The organism is Pusillimonas sp. DMV24BSW_D, assembly GCF_011388195.1.
Taxonomy (GTDB): domain Bacteria; phylum Pseudomonadota; class Gammaproteobacteria; order Burkholderiales; family Burkholderiaceae_B; genus Neopusillimonas; species Neopusillimonas aestuarii.
Genome location: NZ_CP049990.1, coordinates 953,529 through 973,646 on the forward strand (window position 1 = coordinate 953,529; position 20,118 = coordinate 973,646).

At 53.7% G+C, this 20,118-nt stretch carries 19 protein-coding genes; 5 read left to right on the forward strand and 14 right to left on the reverse strand.

Annotated features, from left to right (window positions below; all coding sequences use genetic code 11):
* The first annotated feature begins 22 nt into the window (after window positions 1–22).
* The 4 genes from G9Q38_RS04600 to G9Q38_RS04615 are packed head-to-tail and all read left to right on the forward strand — an operon-like array spanning window position 23 to window position 3,386.
* Window positions 23–1,240 (forward strand): cytochrome P450, encoded by a 1,218-nt coding sequence (locus G9Q38_RS04600; protein ID WP_166128251.1) that lies wholly within the window; start codon window positions 23–25, stop codon window positions 1,238–1,240.
* Between the two features lie 18 nt (window positions 1,241–1,258).
* The gene (locus G9Q38_RS04605; RefSeq protein ID WP_119442391.1) at window positions 1,259–1,582 is read left to right on the forward strand and encodes a 2Fe-2S iron-sulfur cluster-binding protein; all 324 of its coding nucleotides are present in this window, start codon (window positions 1,259–1,261) and stop codon (window positions 1,580–1,582) included.
* Between the two features lie 17 nt (window positions 1,583–1,599).
* Entirely contained in the window at window positions 1,600–2,169 is a 570-nt protein-coding gene (locus G9Q38_RS04610) for a MarR family winged helix-turn-helix transcriptional regulator (RefSeq protein WP_166128254.1), read from the forward strand.
* Window positions 2,166–3,386, forward strand: coding sequence for an NAD(P)/FAD-dependent oxidoreductase (locus G9Q38_RS04615; protein ID WP_166128257.1), 1,221 nt, complete (start codon window positions 2,166–2,168; stop codon window positions 3,384–3,386). The genes G9Q38_RS04610 and G9Q38_RS04615 overlap by 4 nt, the downstream gene beginning before the upstream one ends.
* Here G9Q38_RS04615 and G9Q38_RS04620 read toward each other — a convergent pair.
* Window positions 3,361–4,611, reverse strand: coding sequence for a CynX/NimT family MFS transporter (locus tag G9Q38_RS04620; protein WP_166128261.1), 1,251 nt, complete (start codon window positions 4,609–4,611; stop codon window positions 3,361–3,363). The genes G9Q38_RS04615 and G9Q38_RS04620 overlap by 26 nt on opposite strands.
* 158 nt (window positions 4,612–4,769) lie before the next feature.
* On the opposite strand from G9Q38_RS04620, the gene G9Q38_RS04625 reads away from it, so the two are divergent.
* The gene (locus tag G9Q38_RS04625) at window positions 4,770–6,017 is read left to right on the forward strand and encodes an MFS transporter (RefSeq protein ID WP_228276197.1); all 1,248 of its coding nucleotides are present in this window, start codon (window positions 4,770–4,772) and stop codon (window positions 6,015–6,017) included.
* Here the strand turns inward: G9Q38_RS04625 and G9Q38_RS04630 are convergent.
* The 13 genes from G9Q38_RS04630 to G9Q38_RS04690 all read right to left on the reverse strand — a co-directional run bounded on the left by G9Q38_RS04630 (window position 6,014) and on the right by G9Q38_RS04690 (window position 19,987).
* Entirely contained in the window at window positions 6,014–6,625 is a 612-nt protein-coding gene (locus G9Q38_RS04630) for a TetR/AcrR family transcriptional regulator (RefSeq protein ID WP_166128264.1), read from the reverse strand. The two genes, G9Q38_RS04625 and G9Q38_RS04630, sit on opposite strands and share 4 nt — an antisense overlap.
* A gap of 18 nt (window positions 6,626–6,643) precedes the next feature.
* The gene (locus G9Q38_RS04635) at window positions 6,644–7,306 is read right to left on the reverse strand and encodes a glutathione S-transferase family protein (protein WP_166128266.1); all 663 of its coding nucleotides are present in this window, start codon (window positions 7,304–7,306) and stop codon (window positions 6,644–6,646) included.
* Window positions 7,307–7,314: 8 nt separating this feature from the next.
* Complete coding sequence (locus G9Q38_RS04640; protein WP_166128270.1) at window positions 7,315–9,216, reverse strand: AMP-binding protein; 1,902 nt, start codon at window positions 9,214–9,216, stop codon at window positions 7,315–7,317.
* Window positions 9,206–10,234 carry an NADPH:quinone oxidoreductase family protein gene (locus G9Q38_RS04645; RefSeq protein WP_166128272.1) on the reverse strand — a complete coding sequence of 343 codons (1,029 nt, stop codon included), beginning with the start codon at window positions 10,232–10,234 and terminating at the stop codon, window positions 9,206–9,208. The genes G9Q38_RS04640 and G9Q38_RS04645 overlap by 11 nt, the downstream gene beginning before the upstream one ends.
* A gap of 77 nt (window positions 10,235–10,311) precedes the next feature.
* On the reverse strand, window positions 10,312–11,457 hold the full coding sequence (locus G9Q38_RS04650) for an ABC transporter substrate-binding protein (protein WP_166128275.1): 1,146 nt from the start codon (window positions 11,455–11,457) through the stop codon (window positions 10,312–10,314).
* Between the two features lie 62 nt (window positions 11,458–11,519).
* Entirely contained in the window at window positions 11,520–12,005 is a 486-nt protein-coding gene (locus G9Q38_RS04655) for a flavin reductase family protein (RefSeq protein WP_166128277.1), read from the reverse strand.
* Window positions 11,998–13,257 carry an acyl-CoA dehydrogenase family protein gene (locus G9Q38_RS04660; protein ID WP_166128280.1) on the reverse strand — a complete coding sequence of 420 codons (1,260 nt, stop codon included), beginning with the start codon at window positions 13,255–13,257 and terminating at the stop codon, window positions 11,998–12,000. The genes G9Q38_RS04655 and G9Q38_RS04660 overlap by 8 nt, the downstream gene beginning before the upstream one ends.
* 25 nt (window positions 13,258–13,282) lie before the next feature.
* The gene (locus G9Q38_RS04665) at window positions 13,283–14,098 is read right to left on the reverse strand and encodes an alpha/beta fold hydrolase (RefSeq protein WP_166128283.1); all 816 of its coding nucleotides are present in this window, start codon (window positions 14,096–14,098) and stop codon (window positions 13,283–13,285) included.
* Window positions 14,080–15,117 (reverse strand): 2,5-dihydroxypyridine 5,6-dioxygenase NicX family protein, encoded by a 1,038-nt coding sequence (locus G9Q38_RS04670; protein ID WP_166128285.1) that lies wholly within the window; start codon window positions 15,115–15,117, stop codon window positions 14,080–14,082. Before G9Q38_RS04670 ends, G9Q38_RS04665 begins: the two co-directional genes overlap by 19 nt.
* A 144-nt stretch (window positions 15,118–15,261) precedes the next feature.
* Complete coding sequence (locus tag G9Q38_RS04675; RefSeq protein WP_166128288.1) at window positions 15,262–16,545, reverse strand: TRAP transporter large permease; 1,284 nt, start codon at window positions 16,543–16,545, stop codon at window positions 15,262–15,264.
* Window positions 16,542–17,114, reverse strand: a complete 573-nt coding sequence (locus G9Q38_RS04680) for a TRAP transporter small permease (protein WP_166128290.1) — start codon at window positions 17,112–17,114, stop codon at window positions 16,542–16,544. Before G9Q38_RS04680 ends, G9Q38_RS04675 begins: the two co-directional genes overlap by 4 nt.
* Window positions 17,115–17,224: 110 nt before the next feature.
* Window positions 17,225–18,265: a TRAP transporter substrate-binding protein gene (locus tag G9Q38_RS04685; protein WP_166128293.1), complete on the reverse strand. Its 1,041-nt coding sequence runs from the start codon at window positions 18,263–18,265 to the stop codon at window positions 17,225–17,227.
* Between the two features lie 66 nt (window positions 18,266–18,331).
* Window positions 18,332–19,987: a flavin-containing monooxygenase gene (locus G9Q38_RS04690; protein ID WP_166128295.1), complete on the reverse strand. Its 1,656-nt coding sequence runs from the start codon at window positions 19,985–19,987 to the stop codon at window positions 18,332–18,334.
* Window positions 19,988–20,118: the final 131 nt, after the last annotated feature.

Below are 20,118 nucleotides of genomic sequence, written 5' to 3' on the forward strand. Positions count from 1 at the left end.
GCCCATTCTGACAGGAGACAAAATGACTACCTCAACTTCAACCACAACACCACCGGACTCCGTTCCGCGCCTGGATATTGACCCATTCGGCGACGATTTTCTCACCATGCCCTATCCATATCACGAGCAAATGCGTGAAGCGGGCGAGGCGGTGTGGCTGGACAGCTACGGCTTATGGGCGTTCACGCGATACGAGCAGGTGAAAGCCGGGCTCAGTGATTGGGAAAACTTTATTTCATCCGCCGGGGTGGGGTTGGCCAATTTCCGCGTGGAAAAACCGTTTCGCCCGCCCAGCCTGATTCTGGAAGCAGATCCCCCCGATCACACCAAGGCGCGGGCCATTCTCTCGCGTATTCTGTCGCCCAAGGTCGTGCAGCAGATTCGCGGCGACTTTCAAGAGAAGGCGGAAGTGCTGATTGACCGCTTGCTGGAGCAAGGGGAAATCGATGCGGTGAATGATTTGGCCAAAGTGTATCCCTTGCAGGTGTTCCCCGATGCGCTTGGCCTGGCCGAAGACGAGCGCGAAATTCTATTGTTGTACGGCGACATGGTATTCAACTCGTTCGGGCCGCGTAATCATATTTTCCAGCGTGCGGTTGAAAAGTATGAACCCGTGCGTGAATGGATTATGAACAAGTGCCGTCGCGAAGAATTGCGCCCCGGCGGGTTCGGAGATCAAATTTACCAAGCAGCCGACGCAGGTGAGATTACGTTGGAAGAAGCGCCGATGCTGGTACGTTCCTTCTTGTCGGCAGGCGTTGATACCACGGTGAACGGTATCGGTAATGCAATATATTGTTTTGCTCAGTTTCCGGAGCAATACGATAAACTGGCGGCCGAACCCAAACGTGCACGGCCTGCATTTGAAGAAACGCTGCGCTTTGAATCTTCGGTTCAAACGTTTTTCCGCACCGTGAATCGCGATGTTGAGTTTGCCGGTGCGCCCATGAAGGAGAATGACAAGGTCTTGTTCTTTTTGGCGGCGGCAAATCGCGATCCACGCAAATGGGAAAATCCCGATGTGTTCGACATCGACCGCAAGGCAACCGGGCACATGGCGTTCGGAACCGGTATTCATGGTTGTGTGGGGCAAGCCATTGCGCGCCTCGAGGGCGAGTTGATTCTCACTGCGCTGGCCAACAAGGTAAAGCGAATTGAACAAATCGGCGAGCCTACGCGTCGTTTGAACAATACATTGCGCGCGCTGGATTCTTTGCCGGTGCGCCTGGTTCCACGTTGATTTTTGAAAGGTAGAAAAGTGGCTGTTGTTAAATACATTAGTGCTGAAGGCACGGTAACGGAATTGGATGTGTCACCGGGCGTGAACCTGATGCAAGCCGCCGTAAACGGCGGTGTGGATGGCATTGTTGGGGAGTGCGGTGGGTCGGCCATGTGTGCAACCTGTCATGTTTATGTCGACGAAAAAGATGTCGGCAAGTTCGACCCCAAATCGGCGCCGGAAGAGGAAATGCTGGAGTGCACCACCAGCCCGGTTCAGGAAACCAGCCGTTTAAGCTGTCAATTGTTCGTAACAGATGACGGTGATGAAATCACGGTATATTTGCCTGAGTCGCAACAATAGATTCAGCAAGGAAGGGAATGGTCTTGGTCAAACAGAAGGAAGCGCGCCCGGCGGCCGACAACGCGGGCCCGCGAGCTCAAGGTATCGAGCTGGAAACCTACCACCCTGCTTACTTTACTTTCATTGCCACCAAGTTGGCGTCCGGCGCGGCGGCGGTTTACCGTCGCCATTTCGGTGTGGGGATCGAAATATGGCGTGTTCTGGTCATGCTCGCGCTTGAAGAAAAAGTGTCGGTTAACATGGTGTGCAAGCTGATCGGCATGGATAAGGGTTCCGTGAGCCGTTGCTTTAAAAGCATGCATGAGAAGGGGTTGATTACGTTTTCGCACGACCCAAAAGATGGGCGTGTGCGTTACGCGACCCTTACCGAACTGGGTTGGCAAAAGCATAATCAAATCAAGGCCATTGCGTTAGAGCGTCAACGTGCTTTTATAGGGTGTCTTTCGCAGGAAGAGGCCGATGCCCTAACCCATATGCTTTTGCGTTTGCATGCCAATTTGCCGGAAGTGGAAAAGGCGACCCAACGTTATTTGCGTGAGCATCATATAGGTGAACGTGAAGCCGAGAATGAAAGGAAAAAGTTGTGAAGAAAATTGTTGTGGCCGGAGGTGGACACGCCGCCGCGCAGTTCTGCGCCTCGGTATTGGAAACCAAGCAAGCGGTTGAGATTACTCTGATCACGGAAGAGACACATTTGCCGTATCAGCGCCCGCCTTTGTCGAAAACCTATATCAAGGAAACCGAGCCACAACCCGCATGGTTGCGGCCTGCCAGTTTCTACGCCGATAACCAGATCAATATTCACATGAATAGCTGCGTTACGGCGATTCATCGTGAGGAAAAGTCGATATCGGTGAATTCAGGAGATACGTTTTCCTACGATGTGCTGGTCTTGGCTATCGGTACGCGGGCGCGGGCGCACGACCTTTTCGACAAAAGCCGCTATTCAAATGTGTTTACCTTACGCAGTATCGACGATGCCGACGGTTTGCGTGCGCAAATAGGCGATGCACGCAATGTATTGGTGATCGGCGGTGGGTTCATTGGGCTGGAAATTGCCGCTACGTCGCGTGCAATGGGTAAGAATGTCAGTGTGCTGGAAGCGGCTCCCCGGCTATTGGGCCGCTCGGTGTCGGTTGAGGTCTCAGAGTACCTTTTGCACAAGCACCGTAGTGAAGGGGTTGAGATTTTGCTCGACGCCAAGGTCGATAAGGTCGATGAGAAAGACGGACGAATCACTGCGGCATGGGTGGGGGATACGCGCTATGACGCCGATGTGGTCGTGGTGGGTATCGGTGCCGTACCCAACGTTGAATTAGCCCAGGAAGCGGGTTTGGAGTGCGACAACGGTATTCTGGTCAATCGTTTCATGCAAACATCCGATGAGTCGATTTATGCCATTGGCGATTGCACCAACTTCCCCTACCAGGCGCTGAATTGTCACCTGCGTCTGGAGTCGGTTCAGAATGCCAACGACCAGGCGCGTTGCGCTGCACGCGCTATTTTTGATGACCCAGTGCCTTATACCGCCTTGCCCTGGTTTTGGTCCGATCAGGGGGGGGTACGAATTCAAATTGCCGGGGTCCCCCATGCTTCGCATGTGCGGTTGGTGCGTGGCAACCCTGCCGACGATAAGTTCTCTGTTCTGTATTTCGACGACAATAAACTGACTTGTGCCGAGTCGGTGAATGTGCCGGCCGATCATATGGCGGCCCGGAAGCTGATTTCGTCGGCGATTGAGGTTGAACCTGAGCAAGCGGCCGACCCGCAGGTGGCGCTTAAGAGTCTGAGTCAGGCGAGCTAACGTATTTGGCGCGCCCGGCCCCCATACCAAAAAAGCATGAGCCGCTCACAAGGATCAGGTAGAACACGGCAACGGCGTCCCACCCACCTGTAAGCTCGTGCAAAAGCCCGACAATCACCGGCCCGATGGCGGCCACGATGTAGCCCACACCCTGTGCCATGCCGGAAAGTGACGCTGCCAACTGAGGGGTGGGCGCCCGCAACACCAATAGCGATAGGGCGATGCTGAACATGCCGCCCAGCCCCAGTCCCAAAACAGTGGCCCATAGCCACATTAGGCTCATCGACCCGTAAATGGTGGTCATGAGCCCGAACACAGCCATTGATAGCATGACGGCAATCGTGGCGCGCTGGTCTTTACCACGTGTGGCAATCCAAGGTGCAGTAAGCGACGTAATAAGTTGCACGCCCAGCGTAATAGACAGGATGAAACCGGCAGTCAGGGCCGTCATGCCGCGTTCAATGAGCATCACCGGCAGCCAGCCGAATACACAATAAGCGATTGAAGACTGAATGCCCATGAACAGTGAAACCTGCCAAGCCAGCCAGCATTTGCGCAGCCGGGGCGATGCTGAGCGGGCCCGCGATGCATTCGGCTTTTGTCCTTTTGTGTAGGGTACCCACATGAAGATGGAGACGATCAGCGGTAGTGTCCAAAAGCCCAGCGCCCAACGCCAATCGCTTCCGGGCACATTTTCAAGCGGTACCGTGAATGCGGCGGCAATCGTAGCGCCCAAGCAGAGCGCGGTGGAATAAAACCCCATCATCATGCCGGCTTTATCGGGAAAGTTTTTCTTGATAATGGCGGGTAGCACCACCATGACCACGCTGGTGCCCGCGCCGGCGATCAGTGTGCCGGAGTAGAGACCGAAGGTGCCGAACAGGCTGCGTAGCACTAAACCGAACGCGAAAATGATGCAACCGACAAGAATGAGATGTTCGGCCGACGTATAGCGCAACATTTTGGGCGCAAGTGGTGCAAATGCGCCGTAGCAAAGAATGGGTAGGGTAAGAAGCAAACCCACCGCAGAGCCCGACAGCGACAGGTTGGCCTGAATGGATTCGATGACCGGCCCGACCGCGATAGAGGCCGTGCGCAGGTTGGCTGCGATAAAAACAATAACAAAAACCAGGAAAAGCTTTGATTTCAGGCTTCCGTTGCCGGCGGCAGGTGGGCTGGAAGCGGCGGTTTCCCGGCGGGTTGAAGCATTTGAAGAGTTCTGCATGACAACCAGCTACAAAAACTTTGTCTCAATTTATTCAATGTGCCACATTATGCGCCTTTGTGGCACGATTGCCAAAGTTTGTTGTAGCGTTTATTCAAAATGATGACATTGTGATTTAATGTGGCGTCTATTGATGCCCGTTCATTTATCTACTGTTTATGATGACTTCCACTGTCGCGTCCGCAAGCGGCGCTTCAAACCGATTGGCTTATCTGGTCGTAATTGCCGGTGTCGTAGCCGGTTTGCATGTTTGGAAGCTGCCCCCATCCTTGCCTGTGTTGCAGGCACAATTGGGTCTGACGCTGGTGGAGTCGGGCTTTTTGCTTTCCATGGTGCAAACAGCGGGGATGTTTTTGGGCCTGATTGTCGGTTTGTTTGCCGAAAAAATAGGTTTGCGCCGCTGTGTCCTTATTGGCTTAACACTGTTGTCGATTGGTTCGTTTTTGGCGCCTACCATTGATATGCGCATTGCCGTATTGGGTTTTCGCGTCATGGAAGGGGTGGGCTTTCTGATGGTAACCATGCCGGCCCCGGCATTGATTCGGCGCCTGGTAGACACGGCGTTTTTAAGCCGTATTCTGGGAGTTTGGGGCGGCTATGTGCCTATTGCAACAGTCATTGCCCTGTTGGGCGGCTCGCTGATTCTAAGCTTAAGCGGCTGGCGCGCCTTGTGGTGGATCTTGTCGATACTGACGGCGGTCGTCGCCTATATCGTGTGGCGTAAGACTCCACCCGACCCCGCCCCGGAGGCCCAGAAACAAAGTTCGAAACCGGGCACGCCGCTAGAAAAGAAGCCTTCGTTTCTCGCCCTGGCAATGGAAACCCTGAGCTCTTTGAATGTCTGGTTTTTGGGTTTATGTTTCGCGGTGTATTCCGGTCAATGGATGGCCATTGTTGCCTTCATGCCTACCATTTATGTGGAAGCTGGGTTTTCCGGCTTTATGGCGGGTGCCATGACAACCGTCATTGCTGCGGGCAATGCCGTGGGCAGTTTCTCGGCAGGACGTTTGTTGCACCGTGGATGGAAGCCCCACTGGTTGAATAATTTTGCTTTCGTGGCCATGGGTGTGTGTGCCTTCCTGGCTTTTGCTTTTCCGATTCCAACCGCATTGCAATTGGCGCTGATTGTTTTGTTTTCGGCGACGGGCGGCCTGATTCCCGCCACTTTGTATTACATGGTAATGGAGTTGGCTCCTTCGCGTCGTACGTTGGCGCCGACCATGGGCTGGATGCAGCAAGGAATGGCAATGGGACAGTTTTCCGGGCCTCCCTTGGTTGCGTGGGTGGCCACGCTGGCCGGCGGATGGTCGATGGCCTGGACCATTCCCGCTGTGTGTTCGCTTATTGGCCTGGCCATTTCCACCCGCCTTGGACGCCAGTTTCTGGTGCGTGTACAGGGGCGCTAGTTCAACTGCTCAACCGGCAAATGCTGCACGCCATTCACAAACGTATCCACTATTAATGCAGAAAGATCTGCCGGCTTAATGGAGCCTGAAGGTTTGTACCAAACGTGTATCCAGTTGGTCATGCCAAAGTACATCATGGCCAGCGCAGTGACCTTTTTACGGGTCATTTCCACATCGGGGCGCAAGGCTTGAATCAATATTACCGCCCGGTTGATAATGCGTTCCTGAATAACAATAACCGACCGCATTGCAGGGCGATTCAAATAGCGCATTTGCGTGAGCAGCACGGTTACCTCTTCCGGAACGCGAATGTATTCGCTGACCAGAGTTTGGGTGAACGCGCGCAGTTTTTTTTCGGCGCTCTGCTCTTGTTCAACCGCCGCTTCAACCTTCCAGGCCAGGTCTTCAATTTTCCAGCTGATCAGGCTATGCAGGATCGCGTGTTTTGAACGGTGATAATGATAAAGCGACGATTTTTTCATGCCGCATTGTTCGGCAATGTCTTCCAGCAGGGTTTCGCTATAACCTTTGCGGGCAAATAGAACCGCCGCCGCTTTCAGAATATCTTTCTTGCGGTCTTCATAATCCAGTGCTCGGGTGCGCGCCATAAAGTTGTGCCTGTTAGATTAGGACGTCGTGTTCTGGTTGCGATTGTGCCATGCCTGGCGCAAGTCGTTGTCTGCGCGTTCGATACTTGGGCGGGTCAATGCGTGTTTAAGGTAATTGTGAATGTTGGGTAGTACTTCGCTTAGAACATCGGGCTGTTTAAGTGCGCGCAGCGCGTTGTTGACGGTTGTTAAGTGAGCCCACGCGACCGCGTCGGCGTGGGTAAAGTTGTTGCCGCCAATCCATGGGCTAAATAATGTGCGCCGGCCTAATATACGCAAGCCATGCGAAATTTCCTGGAGCGCATCATCGGCCAGGTTTTGCCGGCACGGGCGGCCCCAAAAAGCAGCGGGGTAAAGTCTGCGGGCGGGCAGTTCAATGTACAACTCAATCGTTTGAATCAGTTCCCGGCAACGTGCTTTTTCCATCGCGCGGGCGGGGTAGCATGAATAGTTTGGTGTTGTGTCCTCAAGGTATTCTACGATAGCCTGCGACTCGTAAATAAAGCCGTCTGCGGTTTCCAGGAACGGAATTTTTCCACTTGGGCTGCCCTTGTCGGGCCATTGTTCGCCGGGCAAATGCAGCACTTCCGTGAAGGGGCGCTCCAATTCGATCAAAGCGATTTTCACCTTGTTGTAGTAGTTGCTTAGGGGGGTGCCGAAAAGGCGTACGGGTTGGCGCATTCTCCCCCCTAGTTGCAAACCAGGCAGTCGCCGGCCGAGGCCTTGCATTCATACAACCGCTTTACCGCGTGGGCACGCTTTTTCAATACGCCTGATTGATTAATGTAGCCTTTGTCGGTGATTTCATTGTCATCAATGCTGGGCGGTGAATCCAACAACAAGGCGCGACAGATTCGGGTGCTGCTGCCTGGGTAGTTTTGGTTGTGTCGCTCTATGCCTTGTGCCAGTTGTTCAAGTAACGGCGGGTACGTAGTAAGCGCTTGGTCGGTGGCATCTTTCAGTTCCGGGAACCGTTTGCGGATTTGATGCGCATTCAGGAATAGAAGGGCGCCCAGTTGTTCGGCGTTGTGTCCGGTTAGAACCGCGTCGGAAACAAAGGGGTGAAGCTGGGGTAATAAATGCCCGCGAACGGTGGCCACCGACACCCAGGTCCCGCTGGTCAGCTTGAAGTTTTCCGACATGCGTCCGGCATACACCAGGCCTTGGGTAGGGTCGTTTGGGTTCACCCATTGCACTGCGTCGCCGGTTTTCAAGAACCCTTCTTCGTCGAAACTTTTTTCATTGGCCTGCAGGTCGTTAAAGTAACCCGGCGTGATGTTGGGCCCGCGAAAACGAATCTCGTATCGATCCTCGTTTGGAATCAGCTTGGCCTCAACCCCTGGTGCAGGCAAGCCCAGAGTCCCCAGTATTTGGGGTGGCCACCATATGAGTGTGGCGGGCATGGTTGTTTCGGTTGAGCCCAGCGAAGCGGAAATAGGGATGCGTTCACCGGTTGCCTGCGCGCTGAGTTGTTCGAGTTTCAGCAATGTTTGAGTGGAGAGCGCCGCTCCGCCGTAAACGATAATTTGCAGGTTGGTAAAAATATCTTTTGCGGCCTCGGGATTTTCTTCTATGGCCGCAACCAGCATATCAAGCCCCCGCGGTACGTTCACCATGACATTCGGTTTAATCTCGCGAAGGTGTCGAATGGTCCGGTCGATGAGTTTGGGTACAGGCTTGCCATCGTCCAGGTACAGCGTGCCGCCATGACGCAATACCATGGCTAACGCGCCGTGTGCGCCGGCCGTGTGGTTCCATGGGAGCCAGTCGAGCATAATGGGCGGTTGTGTTTTCAGGAAAGGCCAGACTTGGTCCCACAGTACGCCCGAGGCAATGATATTGCGTTGCGTCATGATGACCGCTTTGGGGCTGCCTGTGGATCCAGATGTCAGCAACAGCCGTGCAATCGTATCGTGGTTAACCTTATTGAAGGCTTCATCAACCCTGTTTGTCGGCGTCGTTGCGAATGCATCATTTAATTGTGCGGCATGGGTAATTGGGCCGGGGCGATGGCACAATATTTTGGCGTGGGGCGCGTGCTTTTGCGCAACCTGAATAGCCGTTTGAAAACGCTCACCCTCTTCGGCATAAATAAGCGCGGGAACAAAGCGTTGTGTAAGGTCGGCAATTTTGCCGCAGGTTTTTGACATTAAGCTGTAAGCGGCCGACAAGGGCATGACCGGAATGCCGACCTGCATGGCGGCAAACTGCAAGAGCGCCTGGTTAATACTGTTTTCGCTTAAGATAAAAACCGGCTGTTCGGCGGGCAGAGACTGATTTAACAACCATTGCGATAACGCATTCACTTTTGCCAGCGCTTGTGCGTAGCTTAATGTGTTCCAATTGCGCTCGTCGGCTGCCGGCTCCGCCAGAAAGATCTGGTCAGGTCGGTTCCGGGCGTGCAAGCGTAAATATTCTCCAATCTGCTGAACCGGTAGGGGAGCCAGGGGCTGCCGATTGGTCAGTAGCTGGGCGCCGTCTTCGCGGGCGGTCAGCGCGATGTTAACCGGGGCGAACTCAAGCTTTCGGAAGGGGGCATGAGGGCGTTGATTCTGAATTGCATTCAGCGTGTCTAACTCTTCACTGCTCATTTGTATTGCCCGTTTCGGTTTGAAAGTTAAGGAGTATTTTGCTGCCCTTTTCGGCGCAGGAAAAGCGGGACCATATCGGTGTGAAGTCGTGTGCGGGCATGCTTTCATAGGGCAATGGCGTTAACACGCCGTTTGCCATTAACTGAAACATGTCGGCCATTTGGCGGGTGAACGATGATGTCTCTTGAAAGAGCAGGCCGCCGCAATAAACGCCTGCCAAAGATGCACCTTTAAGCAGCAATAAGTTGGTTGAAATTTTTGGTATGTCGCCGGCGGCAAAGCCCACAACCAATAGTCGGCCGCGCCAGGCCAGGTTGCGCACCGCCGCTTCGGTATAGAAATCACCAAGGGGGTCGACGACGATGTCGGCACCGTGGCGACCCAGCACCGTTCGGATTCCCGCTTTCAACTCCGCTTTATCGATTATTGTGGTCGCAGCAGGGAGGGTGTTGTCTTTGATTATCAATTGGTTTGTGTCGTGGCGTTCAACGGTCGCGACGCGGGCGCCGAAATGTTCTGCGATTTGAATACAGGCTTTGCCTACCGCTCCGTTCGCTCCCAACACTAATACGCGCTCGCCCGCTTTCAATTGGGCACGATCGATCAGGCCGTGATACGCAGTTAAATGTGAATTGATTGAGGCCACGGCATGTGCCTGGCTTAAACCAGGCGGTATGTGAACCAATCGATTGGCTGGAGCGGTCAGCTGCGATGCCCAGGCCCCAACCACGCCGCTTGAAACGACTTGATCGCCGGGTTTGAATTGCGTTACGTTTGTACCGGCTTCCAACACCACTCCTGCGGCATCAAGTCCCGGGATAAAGGGGAGGTTGGGTTTGTCTTGGTAGCGACCCTGAATCAAAAGATGGTCGGTGAAATTGAACGCTGCATAATGCACTTGCATGCGCACATCATTTTCACCCAGCGGCGCCGCTGCGGGCAGGGCCACTGTTTGGATGTGTGGAGGCGCGCCGTATGCATTGCATAGAAGCGCAAATAGCTTGGATGCGTAAGTCATGGTGTTGGCTTGGGAGGGGGGATCCGGCCTGGCGCAGCCGGATCCGAAACTGCAGAAAACGGATGGAGGGTTGGTGCTTACTTAACCAGTTTGAACTCGCCGTTCTCAATAGTAAGAAGCTCAACGCCACGCTCGTCAAAGCCGCTGTGGTCTTCCGGTGTCATGTTGTAAACACCTTGAGTGCCGGCCAGATCTTTGACTTTTTCCAGCTCGTCGCGCAAGGCAACGCGGAATGCCTCAGTGCCTGGTTCGCCTTTCTTCAATGCAGCGGGAACGGCTTGTTCGAGCAGCAAGCCGGCATCGTACATGTTGCCACCGAAGGTTGCGGGGACTTCACCGTATTTGTCTTTGTATGCGTTGATGTACTCAAGCGCGACCTTCTTGGCGGGGTTGCTGTCGGGAGCGTCTTCAGGTGCCAGCATCAGACTGCCACCCAGAATCGTACCCTCAACTTTTTTACCCCCAAGCTTAATGAACTCTTTCAAGGCCGCGCCGTGAGTTTGATAGAAAGTGCCCTTGTAGCCCATGTCGGTGAGTGTGGCCTGCGGTAATACGGCCGGGCCGCCGGGCGCCGCAATAAGCACGGCATCGGGTTTGGCCGATAGCACTTTCAGAGCCTGGCCGGTTACCGATGTATCGGGGCGCTTGAAGCGCTCGTTGGCGACGATTTCAATACCGTATTTTTTGGCGTAATCTTGTGCAACTTTGTACCAGGTCTCCCCGAAAGTATCGCCGGTGCCAATGAAGCCAACGGTTTTCTTGCCCGTTTCCTTCATGTGCTTGAAGAGTTTGTCGGCAACCAGGCCGTCATTCTGGGTTGTTTTGAAAACCCAGCGTCGTTTGTCATCCATAGGAAGCACAATTGCAATGGTGCCTACCGGCGCCAGGGTGGGGACTTTTGCTTCGGCGATGAAGTCGAGAACCGCCATTGCGTTGGGTGAGCTTGAAGGGCCTACCAAAGCGTCAATGTTTTCTTCCGAAATCAGTTTTTTGATGAGTGTGACGGTATTGCTGGGGTCACTGGCGTCGTCGAAAGTGATGTACTCCACTTTTTCGCCCGCAATTTCGGTTGGCATTAAAGCGACAGTGTTCTTTTGCGGAATACCAATTAATGAAACCGGCCCGGTTGCCGACGAAATAACACCGATTTTGATGTCGGCCTGGGCAGAGGCGGCAAAAGCAAGCCCGGCTGCCAAAGCCAGAAGTTTGGAACGCAGTTGCATGGAGTGTCTCCTTGTTTTGGATAACGTTATCAGGTTTTAAACAACACTTTAAATATAAAGTTTTATACAGAATCGTGCATGGCGCTAGCATACTCCCCTTTCCAGTACACGAGGGGGGCGCCGTCGCGATGGGAAAAGTCGTTCACAATACCTAGCACAATGTCGTGATCACCCGCTTCTACCAAGGCGTGAGTGGAGCAGACGAATGTGGCCAGGGCACCGGGGATAACCGGCAGGCCGCTGTCGGACCATTCACAAGCCAAGCAATGAAAACGGCGCTCGATGGGGCCGGTCATTTGCTGGGCAATATGGCGTTGCTCTTTAGCCAGAATGTTGATAACGAAACGCTTCGCCTGGCAAATGGTGTTATGTGCCGTGGACCCGCGAATGACATTCCAGCTAATCAACGGAGGAGCCATCGATACACTGGCGAACGAGTTGATGGTGAGCCCGTAGGGTTCGTTCTCTTCGTTCAGTGTGGTGACAACGGCGATGCCGGTAGCGAATCGCCCGAATGCGTGACGCAATTCCGGTTTGGTTTCAATCATCACGTTCGCCCTCCTTGTAGAGCAGGCCACGGCCCAGGCGGTCGATGCAGATTTCAGATGTCCAGGGCAGCATGAGCGCGCCGCAGCGGCTGTCGCGATACATGCGTTCCAGCGGGAAGGTTTTAAGCATGGCTTGACCGCCGCATACGCGCACTGCCGCCGAGCAAATTTCGGCACAATATTCCATAACAGTATACTGACACGCGTAGGCGCGCATGCGTTCTTCACGCGAGGGGCTGCGCTTGAATTCCGAGGTGGCCCGGTGGAACAAAGCCCACGCCTGTTGCAGCTTAATGTACATTTCGGCGATGCTGTATTGTTTGGTGGGGTACATGCGTCGTTTAACGTTAACGCCGGCGACTTCACCACGCAAATAGGCAACGGCGAAATCGTACGCTGCCTGAGCGAGCCCCATGTACGTGGGGGTGAGCGTCATGAACATATGCGGATATTTTGAGGCCGCTTTTATGTATACGCCGCGCGGCATCAGTTGTGCGGTGTCGGGCACAAATACATCTTTGAAAATCAAGGTACGGGACACGGTTCCACGCATGCCCATTGGGTCCCAGTCGCCCACCACCGATACGCCGGGCGCATTGGCCGGAATGGCCATGAACATCGTGTCGGCTAACGTGGCGCCCGGAATGTCTTCAGTACAGAGCACGCCGTAGTAGTCTGCAGAGCCGGATAACGAAGCAAAAATTTTCTTGCCGTTAATGACCCAACCGTCGCCTGAACGTGTGGTGATGGTGCCGAAGGGGTGTTTGCCTGCCGCGGCCCCACTGCCTTCTGAAAAAGGTTGTGAATAGATTTTGCCTTCGAGCATGTTCTTGTAGTGAATTGCGCGATTGTGCTCGTGGCTTTCACGTTGTTCGGGTGTGAGCTCAAGCGCATCCACCATGTCGGCTGTCCAAAGCGAATTGGCGTTATGCATGTTGAACGTGTTGGCCGTGCTGGCGCAATAGTATGAGATGCGCGTCGCCACCAAAGCATATGTTCGGTAGTCGGCACCCAGTCCCCCCAGGCGTTTGGGCACGCACAGGGCCAGGAACCCCATGCTTTTCAGGTCGTTGTAATTCTCGGTAGGGAAGCTGGCTTCAAGGTCGTGTTTGAATGCGCGTTCCGCCCATTTCACGCCGCACTCATCTACTTTGGCGATCAGGTCTCTTTGCTGCTCGGTAAGGGGGGCGCCGTTGAACAGGGCATTGCTGTCGGCGGAGTGGGCGTATTCATTCAGGTAGCTGCTGTCCATTAGAGGGTCCTGTTGCGTGTTTTGCTTATGCCGCGCTGCGACATGTTGAGGTACATATAGAGGCCAGAAAATCGGTCACGACACGGTTGAATGTGTCGGGCGACTCGAGATTGGCCATGTGTTTGGTTTGTTGGAATTGGTGCAGGCGAGCGTTGGGCAGTCGGTTTGCCATGCGCTGCATGCCTTTTGGGGGTGCCTGGTCGTCCAGTTCACCGGCCAGCAGCAATGTGGGAACCGTGATGTTGCCCAGTTCTGTTTTGCGGTCGAACGTGACCAGTAGCCGCATGTAATCTATATAACGTTCACGTTCGATAGCACGTGCCGATAATGTTGCAAGGTTGCGCATCGCGGGTGATGTTCTTGGCCCCAGAAATTGGTCGAGCAGTACCGGCGCGGCTTGGGAAAAGCTGTCGAATTGCGACAAAGGCTCGGTGCGTTGACGAAGAAATGTCTCTTTCCATTCCGGGTCGGTGCTGCCAAAGCCTGCGCTTGTTGATGAGAGTATCAGGCTGGCCACGCGGCAGGGGAAATGATGGTAGAACTCTTGTGCCACCATGCCGCCGATTGAGTGGCCCAGAATGTGTGCCTTGTTGATGCTTAAAGTGTCCAGCATGTTGGCCAGCGCAGCCGCCAGGTTGCTCCAGCTTAAAGCCGGCAACAAGGGCGACTGGCCATAGCCGGGCATTGTCCAGGCAATAACCTGACGCGATGGGCCAAATGCATCTAATTGCGGCAGCCAAACACTGGCAGTAGAGCCCATGCCGTGAAGCAGGATTAATGGCGTTCGGTTATGGCCCGACGCCAGCCAGGTAGGTACGGTATTCACTGGAAGACGTCGCATAGCTTGCCTTCATCAACGATCGCCACGCCATCCAGTTCAACGGTGCAATTGCGCATGGGCAGGTCGAAATGACCCAGTGTGTGTCGCCCCGCCACATCATTTGCACCGGTTGAGTATAGGAAGTTGCCCGCGAACGCGCGCAGTTCGGTGCCATTCGTATCGTTTTTGTCGAACATCTGCAAGGCGTCCCAGCGTGCCTGTGGGTTCATGCCCCAACCTACATGGCTTACTGCGTAGGCATCGCGGTCTTGCCAGGCCTCCATGTAACTGCGCATGAGTTCTGCATCGAGCCCGTTGCCTTCAATGCGGGTGATGTAATCGTTTTCGATGTGCAGGGTAACCGGCGTCTCCAGGTAACGTTTGAAAGTAAGGTTGACGTCGCCAATGTTCAGTACCAGCGCCCCATTTACCGACCCGCTGGACGGAAATGCAAGGCAAAGGCCGCCCGGCCAATGCTGGACAAGACCAGGACGGTCGGCGCCGCCCCACACGCCGCCGACTTTGGCGCCCTCCAGGTTGATGTCAAGTGACGTTCCGGCGGCCGAAGACACGCGCATGTGCTTGCTTTTTGCCAGCATGCGTACGCCGTTTTTAACGGGTTTGGTCAGGTCCAGCGTGGTGGTGAGGCGTTCGAGTATTTCCGGATGCTCGTTGCTGACCATTAATACACGTGCGCCGGATTCAAGAATATGGGGTAACTCAGGTGAATGCAGTAAGCCCTCGACCGTTAGATCGACGACCAGCCCTTGCCCCGATAGCGCGTTGATTACCGGGGGCATGTTTTGAACAACATGCGAGGCGCCTGTGGAGCGAACGGGCACGGGTGTGGTAACGGGCAGAGAGGGTACCGTGATTTGTATGGGAACCGCACCCATGCGGGCTAGCGCAAGCTCAGCCAGTTGTACGTTAATGCTTCGGCTTTCCGTTTCACACAGCAAACGAACGATTTCGCCTGGCTCGACTTTGCATTTGCGGAAAACGGTTTCGAATGCCTGAATCCACTTCTCTTGGACTTTCATATCAAATCCTGTTGAATACGATTTAAACAATAAATCGACTAATGAGTCGAATATTAAATATGAATTATCCTTGCGTCAAGCTGTTCCGACGAAAAAAAACAGGCGCATAAGCACCTGTTTCAGGGTTGGTTGACGACTATTGCATTATTTCAACGCATTTGGAATCCACAGGGAAATGTCGGGTACGTAGGAAATGACAAGTAACGAAACCAGGTAAACCAAAATAAAGGGAATAACGCCACGTACTACTTTTCCTACTGAAACATTGAATATGCTGGTACTGACAAACAGGTTCAACCCAAACGGCGGGGTAAACATGCCAATGGCCAGGTTAACCGTCATGATTATGCCGAAATGAATCATGTCTATTCCGGCGGCAACGGCAATGGGCAGCAGCAAAGGAACCAGCACCACGATGGCCGAGTTGGGGTCCATGAACATACCGGCGATCAACAGAATCAAGTTGAGCATGAGCAAAATCATGAATGGGCTCATGTTCCAGCCGGTGAGGGCTTCAACCATGGTGTCGGGGATGTTCTCGATAACCAGCACTACAGAGAATACTGAGGCGGCGGCGACAATGGTGAAGATTTTTCCGGTAAGCAGTGCAGCTTCAACCGCCACTTCCCAGACACCTTTGAACGACAGGTCGCGGTAAATGCAGGTGGTGACGACTAATGCGTAGATACTGAGTACCATTGAGGCTTCAGTCGGCGTGAAAAATCCGGAATAGATGCCGCCAAAAATGATAACCGGCGCGCCCAGCGTCCAGGCTGCACTTTTGGTTTCCCGCCACACGGCTGCGGTGTCCCATTTGCCGGCTTCCGCTGTGATGGAGTGGTGAAGGGCATACCAGATGCAGTACAACGTAATCAGGATGCCGATCAATATGGCTGGGCCGATACCCGCAAGAAACAAGTCGCCCACCGAAACGGAGGCGACCGCTCCGTAAAGAATCATGGTGATGCTGGGCGGCACAATGACTGCAATCGCGCCCATCGAGGTAATTAATCCGAGCGAAAAACGCTCGCCGTAACCGCTTTGCCTTAAGCCTGGATAAAGTACCTTACCGATCCCCGCCACCGTGGCGGTGCTTGAGCCTGATATTGCCCCGAAAACCTCGCTGGCTACAATCGTCGTGACGGGCACGCCTCCGGGAACGCGGCCGAGTAAAACGGTTACCCAGTTAATGAGCCGGTTCGACATGCCGCCTCGTACCATCAGTTCTGCAGCAAAAATAAAACCCGGCACGGCCAGCAATGCATAGACATTCAAGCTACTGAACATGCGTGAGGCCAACATGTCGGGTGGAATGCCTGCACCCGTTAATGTTAACAGGGCAAAGCCTGCAGATAGAAAAACCAGCCACAAAGGAAAGCCCAATATCAGCAGCAGAATAACAATAAGGGTGGCGCCGACGGAGATCATTTTTGAATGCCTTGTTGTATGTTGATAATGTCGGTGGCGGAATCGGGTTCGTTGGTACGATTGCCGAGAATATCGACCCCCCACAACAGATAGGCAAGCGCGGTTAACCCCAAGCCCACGGGAATGGCTGCGTAGGCCAGCCACACGGGTATGTAGCCGCTCAGGCTCATATCGTTAAAGCGATATGCGGTATATGAGAAGCCCCAGCCCATATAGGCGAAGTAACCGATAAGAACAACGCCCAATAGTGCGGAAGCGATGTTGATGAGTTTGCGGATCGGGCGGGATACATGCGCGTAGAAGACGTCGATGCTGATATGTTCGTTGCGACGGGCCAGAACCGCGGCGCTTAGAAAAACCGACCATACGACCAGGTAGCGCGAAACTTCTTCAACCCACGGATAGGGCATGAGCCCAACCTCACGCAACGCAACTGAGATAAAGACGGAAAAAATCATCAGCAAGAAGCTTAGGCCGGCCAGAAACTTAAGCAGGGCAAAGCATGCGCGGTCGATGCGCGAGAATAGGCCTGGTGATGACGGCGGTGCTGAGTTGTCGGGTGGGGTCACGATAATGTCCGAAATGAAGACGTGGGTTCAATAATGTCGCTCGCCGGTGCGCGCGAGTCAAGAACGCCCCCAAACCTGATCAGGAGAGGGGGCGCTATCATGCCAAAATATTACTTGGCCAGTTTCTTGATATCTTCTTCAAGCAGTTTGAGCATTTCTGCTTTGGCGGGGTTCTTTGCCACTTCGGCCCACACGCCTTCTTTGTTCAGTTTTTGAAGGGCGGCGCGGTCGGCGTCAGTTAACTCGATAACGGTGAACTTATCATTTGAAGCCAACAGGTTAAGCGCTTCATTTTGCTCGTCAACGTACTCCTGAGTTCCCAGTGCCTCTGTTTCTTTACCGGCTTCATCAACCGCTTTCTTCAGGTCGTCGGGTAAAGAGTCGTACCAGGCTTTACTAACCGCAATGTATTGCGTAAGCACGATGTGGTTGGTTAGCAGGACGTTAGGTGCTTGCTCATGATATTTCAATCGCACTGTTACGGCGGCGGGTAAGTCGAATCCGTCCAGCACACCTTGCTGAATTGAGGTGTAGACCTCGGGCAAGGACATATGAATGGCGCGTGCACCCCAATCATTGACGGTCTGGGTGTGCTCTTGGCCGCCAATGGTACGAATCCGCTTATCCTGCAGATTCTCCATTACGCTTTTGCTCTTGTCGTAATCGCGCAGATAGATCTGGTTTGGTCCCAAGCCAAACAAAGACACCACGTGGAAGCCGCGTTCGTCGGCAAGTTCCTTAATCTTGTCGCCGGCCTGACCTTCCATGATATTGGTGATGTTTTCGATTTGCTCTTCTGCATTCTTGCCTGGGAAAAGCCATGGCAGTGTCAGTACGCCGGCCTGGGCCACAAACTGGCTCAGGTAACCGCTGGGGTTGATGTTGCCTTGAATGGAACCCAGTCGCAGACCGCGCATCACTTCGTCGTTACTGCCTAGCGAACCACCTGAATAAAGCTTGCCTTTGATTTTGCCGCCCGATTTTTTCTCGACCAGGTCGATAAAAATCTGGCCGCTGCGCTCTTGTGCGTCATTTGAGGTAATATTGCCAACCCGCATTTCGTAGGTTTCTTCCGCTGCGTGTGCGGTCATGGCCATGGGCGCTGCCAGGCAGGCGCTTAACAGCAATTTAGATAAAAGCTTTGTCTTCATTGTCTCATCCTGATTTGGTTATAAAAGGGTTGCCGCCATTGTTGCGATAACCCGATGGCACGATGCCTAAGCTACTTTGTTGGAAGATTGTGTTGCCGCATTGAGTGTGTAACCTTCATAGCCGTCTTCCGCGACCTTCAAAATACGTTGGTAGTAATTGCCGACTCCACCAACATACGGCATAAATACAACCGGTTTGCCGGGTGTGTTCGAGCCATAAAACCACGTGTCTTTTGAGTGGGCGTAAAGCGTTCGGTTGGCTGCTTCGGTTACATGCTCCGTCCAGGTGTCCTGAGCCTCGACAGAGGCTTCAATGGTGGCGATATTATGGGCCTCCATGTACTTTGCGCAATCGGTTACCCATTCCACGTGTTGTTCAATGGATGTCACCATATTGCTGAATACCGACGGGCTGCCGGGGCCGGCGATGATGAACATATTGGGAAAGCCGTTCACAGTCATGCCCAGGTAAGTGCGCGGGCCCGCCGCCCACTCGTCTTTAAGCCGGCGACCGTTACGTCCCACCGGGTTAATACGGTTCATCGCGCCGGTCATGGCGTCGAAACCGGTGGCGAAAATAATCATATCCAGTTCGTACTCGGTGCCGTCTTGCAGCAATACGCCTTTCGGGGTGATGCGGTCGATGGCGTTTTTACGCACATTCACCAGCGATACGTTGTCACGGTTAAACGTTTCGTAGTACTGCGTTCCTGAACATAAACGTTTAGTGCCGATGTAAAGCTCTCCAGGGGGGCACAGTGCTTCCGCGGTTTCCGGATCTTTCACAATGCTGCGGATTTTGTCGCGCACAAACTCGGCCGCCTCATGATTCACTTCGGGGTCGGTGAGAATATCCTTGAAGGCGCGCATCATGTAAAGGCCACCCAGGTCCCAGCGCCGTTCCAGTTCGGCCCGGCGTTCTTCGTCGCTAACCTCTTTACCCGATTGATGGTTGCTGACCTGGTTGTGGCCGAACCCCGACTGGCGGGCAAACTTGCGGCGTTCAGGGTAGGTGGCTTTCCATTCTTTTTCCACATCCGGTTTCATGGGGTGGTTTTGCGCCGGCATGGTGTAATTGGGTGTGCGCTGGAATACATATAAATGTTTCGCGTCTTGCGCAACAATGGGAATAAGCTGAGTCGCAGACGAGCCAGTCCCAATGACGCCTACCCGTTTTCCACTGACATCCACACCTTCTTTTGGCCAATCGCCTGTATGGAACCACTGCTTTTCAAAGGTTTCCAGGCCTTTCATACTGGGAACCTGGTGCACCGACAAAACACCGGTTGCCATCACTGCATACTTGGCTGAGAACGTTTCGCCTTGTTCGGTTGTAATAAGCCAACGGTTCGACTCTTCGTTGAATGTGGCTCCGGTAACGCGGGTATTCAACTGTATATCTTTTGCCAGGTCGAAGCGGTCCACGACATGGTTGATATACGCCAGGATTTCAGGTTGGCTTGCGTAGCGCTCCGACCACTTCCATTCCTGTTGCAGCTCGTTTGAGAACGAAAAAGAGTAATCAAGTGATTCGATATCGCATCGGGCGCCTGGATAGCGATTGTGATACCAGGTACCACCCACGCCGCCGCCCGCTTCCAGTACGCGTACCGTCATCCCCATTTTGCGGAATCTATAAACGGCGTATACGCCTGCAAACCCAGCACCTACAACGATAGCGTCGTAATTCTGGACAACGGGATCCTGCTGTTTGTCCTGCATCTAAATGTCTCCTCTGCCTGCCACGCCGTGCAGACAGTCACTTCTATAATTTGCTTAAATAGTACCGATAATCAGAGCAAATAGTACGGTTAACTGACGATTTAGATTAACGCAGGTATGAGAGGGCGTCA

Coding starts and splice junctions, on each gene's coding strand:
- G9Q38_RS04650 (WP_166128275.1), bottom strand. CDS start 11,457: ATGCAACTGCGTTCCAAACTTCTGGCTTTGGCAGCCGGGCTTGCTTTT.
- G9Q38_RS04610 (WP_166128254.1), top strand. CDS start 1,600: ATGGTCTTGGTCAAACAGAAGGAAGCGCGCCCGGCGGCCGACAACGCG.
- G9Q38_RS04635 (WP_166128266.1), bottom strand. CDS start 7,306: ATGCGCCAACCCGTACGCCTTTTCGGCACCCCCCTAAGCAACTACTAC.
- G9Q38_RS04655 (WP_166128277.1), bottom strand. CDS start 12,005: ATGATTGAAACCAAACCGGAATTGCGTCACGCATTCGGGCGATTCGCT.
- G9Q38_RS04625 (WP_228276197.1), top strand. CDS start 4,770: ATGATGACTTCCACTGTCGCGTCCGCAAGCGGCGCTTCAAACCGATTG.
- G9Q38_RS04675 (WP_166128288.1), bottom strand. CDS start 16,545: ATGATCTCCGTCGGCGCCACCCTTATTGTTATTCTGCTGCTGATATTG.
- G9Q38_RS04630 (WP_166128264.1), bottom strand. CDS start 6,625: ATGGCGCGCACCCGAGCACTGGATTATGAAGACCGCAAGAAAGATATT.
- G9Q38_RS04665 (WP_166128283.1), bottom strand. CDS start 14,098: ATGCGACGTCTTCCAGTGAATACCGTACCTACCTGGCTGGCGTCGGGC.
- G9Q38_RS04620 (WP_166128261.1), bottom strand. CDS start 4,611: ATGCAGAACTCTTCAAATGCTTCAACCCGCCGGGAAACCGCCGCTTCC.
- G9Q38_RS04670 (WP_166128285.1), bottom strand. CDS start 15,117: ATGAAAGTCCAAGAGAAGTGGATTCAGGCATTCGAAACCGTTTTCCGC.
- G9Q38_RS04645 (WP_166128272.1), bottom strand. CDS start 10,234: ATGACTTACGCATCCAAGCTATTTGCGCTTCTATGCAATGCATACGGC.
- G9Q38_RS04660 (WP_166128280.1), bottom strand. CDS start 13,257: ATGGACAGCAGCTACCTGAATGAATACGCCCACTCCGCCGACAGCAAT.
- G9Q38_RS04685 (WP_166128293.1), bottom strand. CDS start 18,265: ATGAAGACAAAGCTTTTATCTAAATTGCTGTTAAGCGCCTGCCTGGCA.
- G9Q38_RS04600 (WP_166128251.1), top strand. CDS start 23: ATGACTACCTCAACTTCAACCACAACACCACCGGACTCCGTTCCGCGC.
- G9Q38_RS04640 (WP_166128270.1), bottom strand. CDS start 9,216: ATGAGCAGTGAAGAGTTAGACACGCTGAATGCAATTCAGAATCAACGC.
- G9Q38_RS04690 (WP_166128295.1), bottom strand. CDS start 19,987: ATGCAGGACAAACAGCAGGATCCCGTTGTCCAGAATTACGACGCTATC.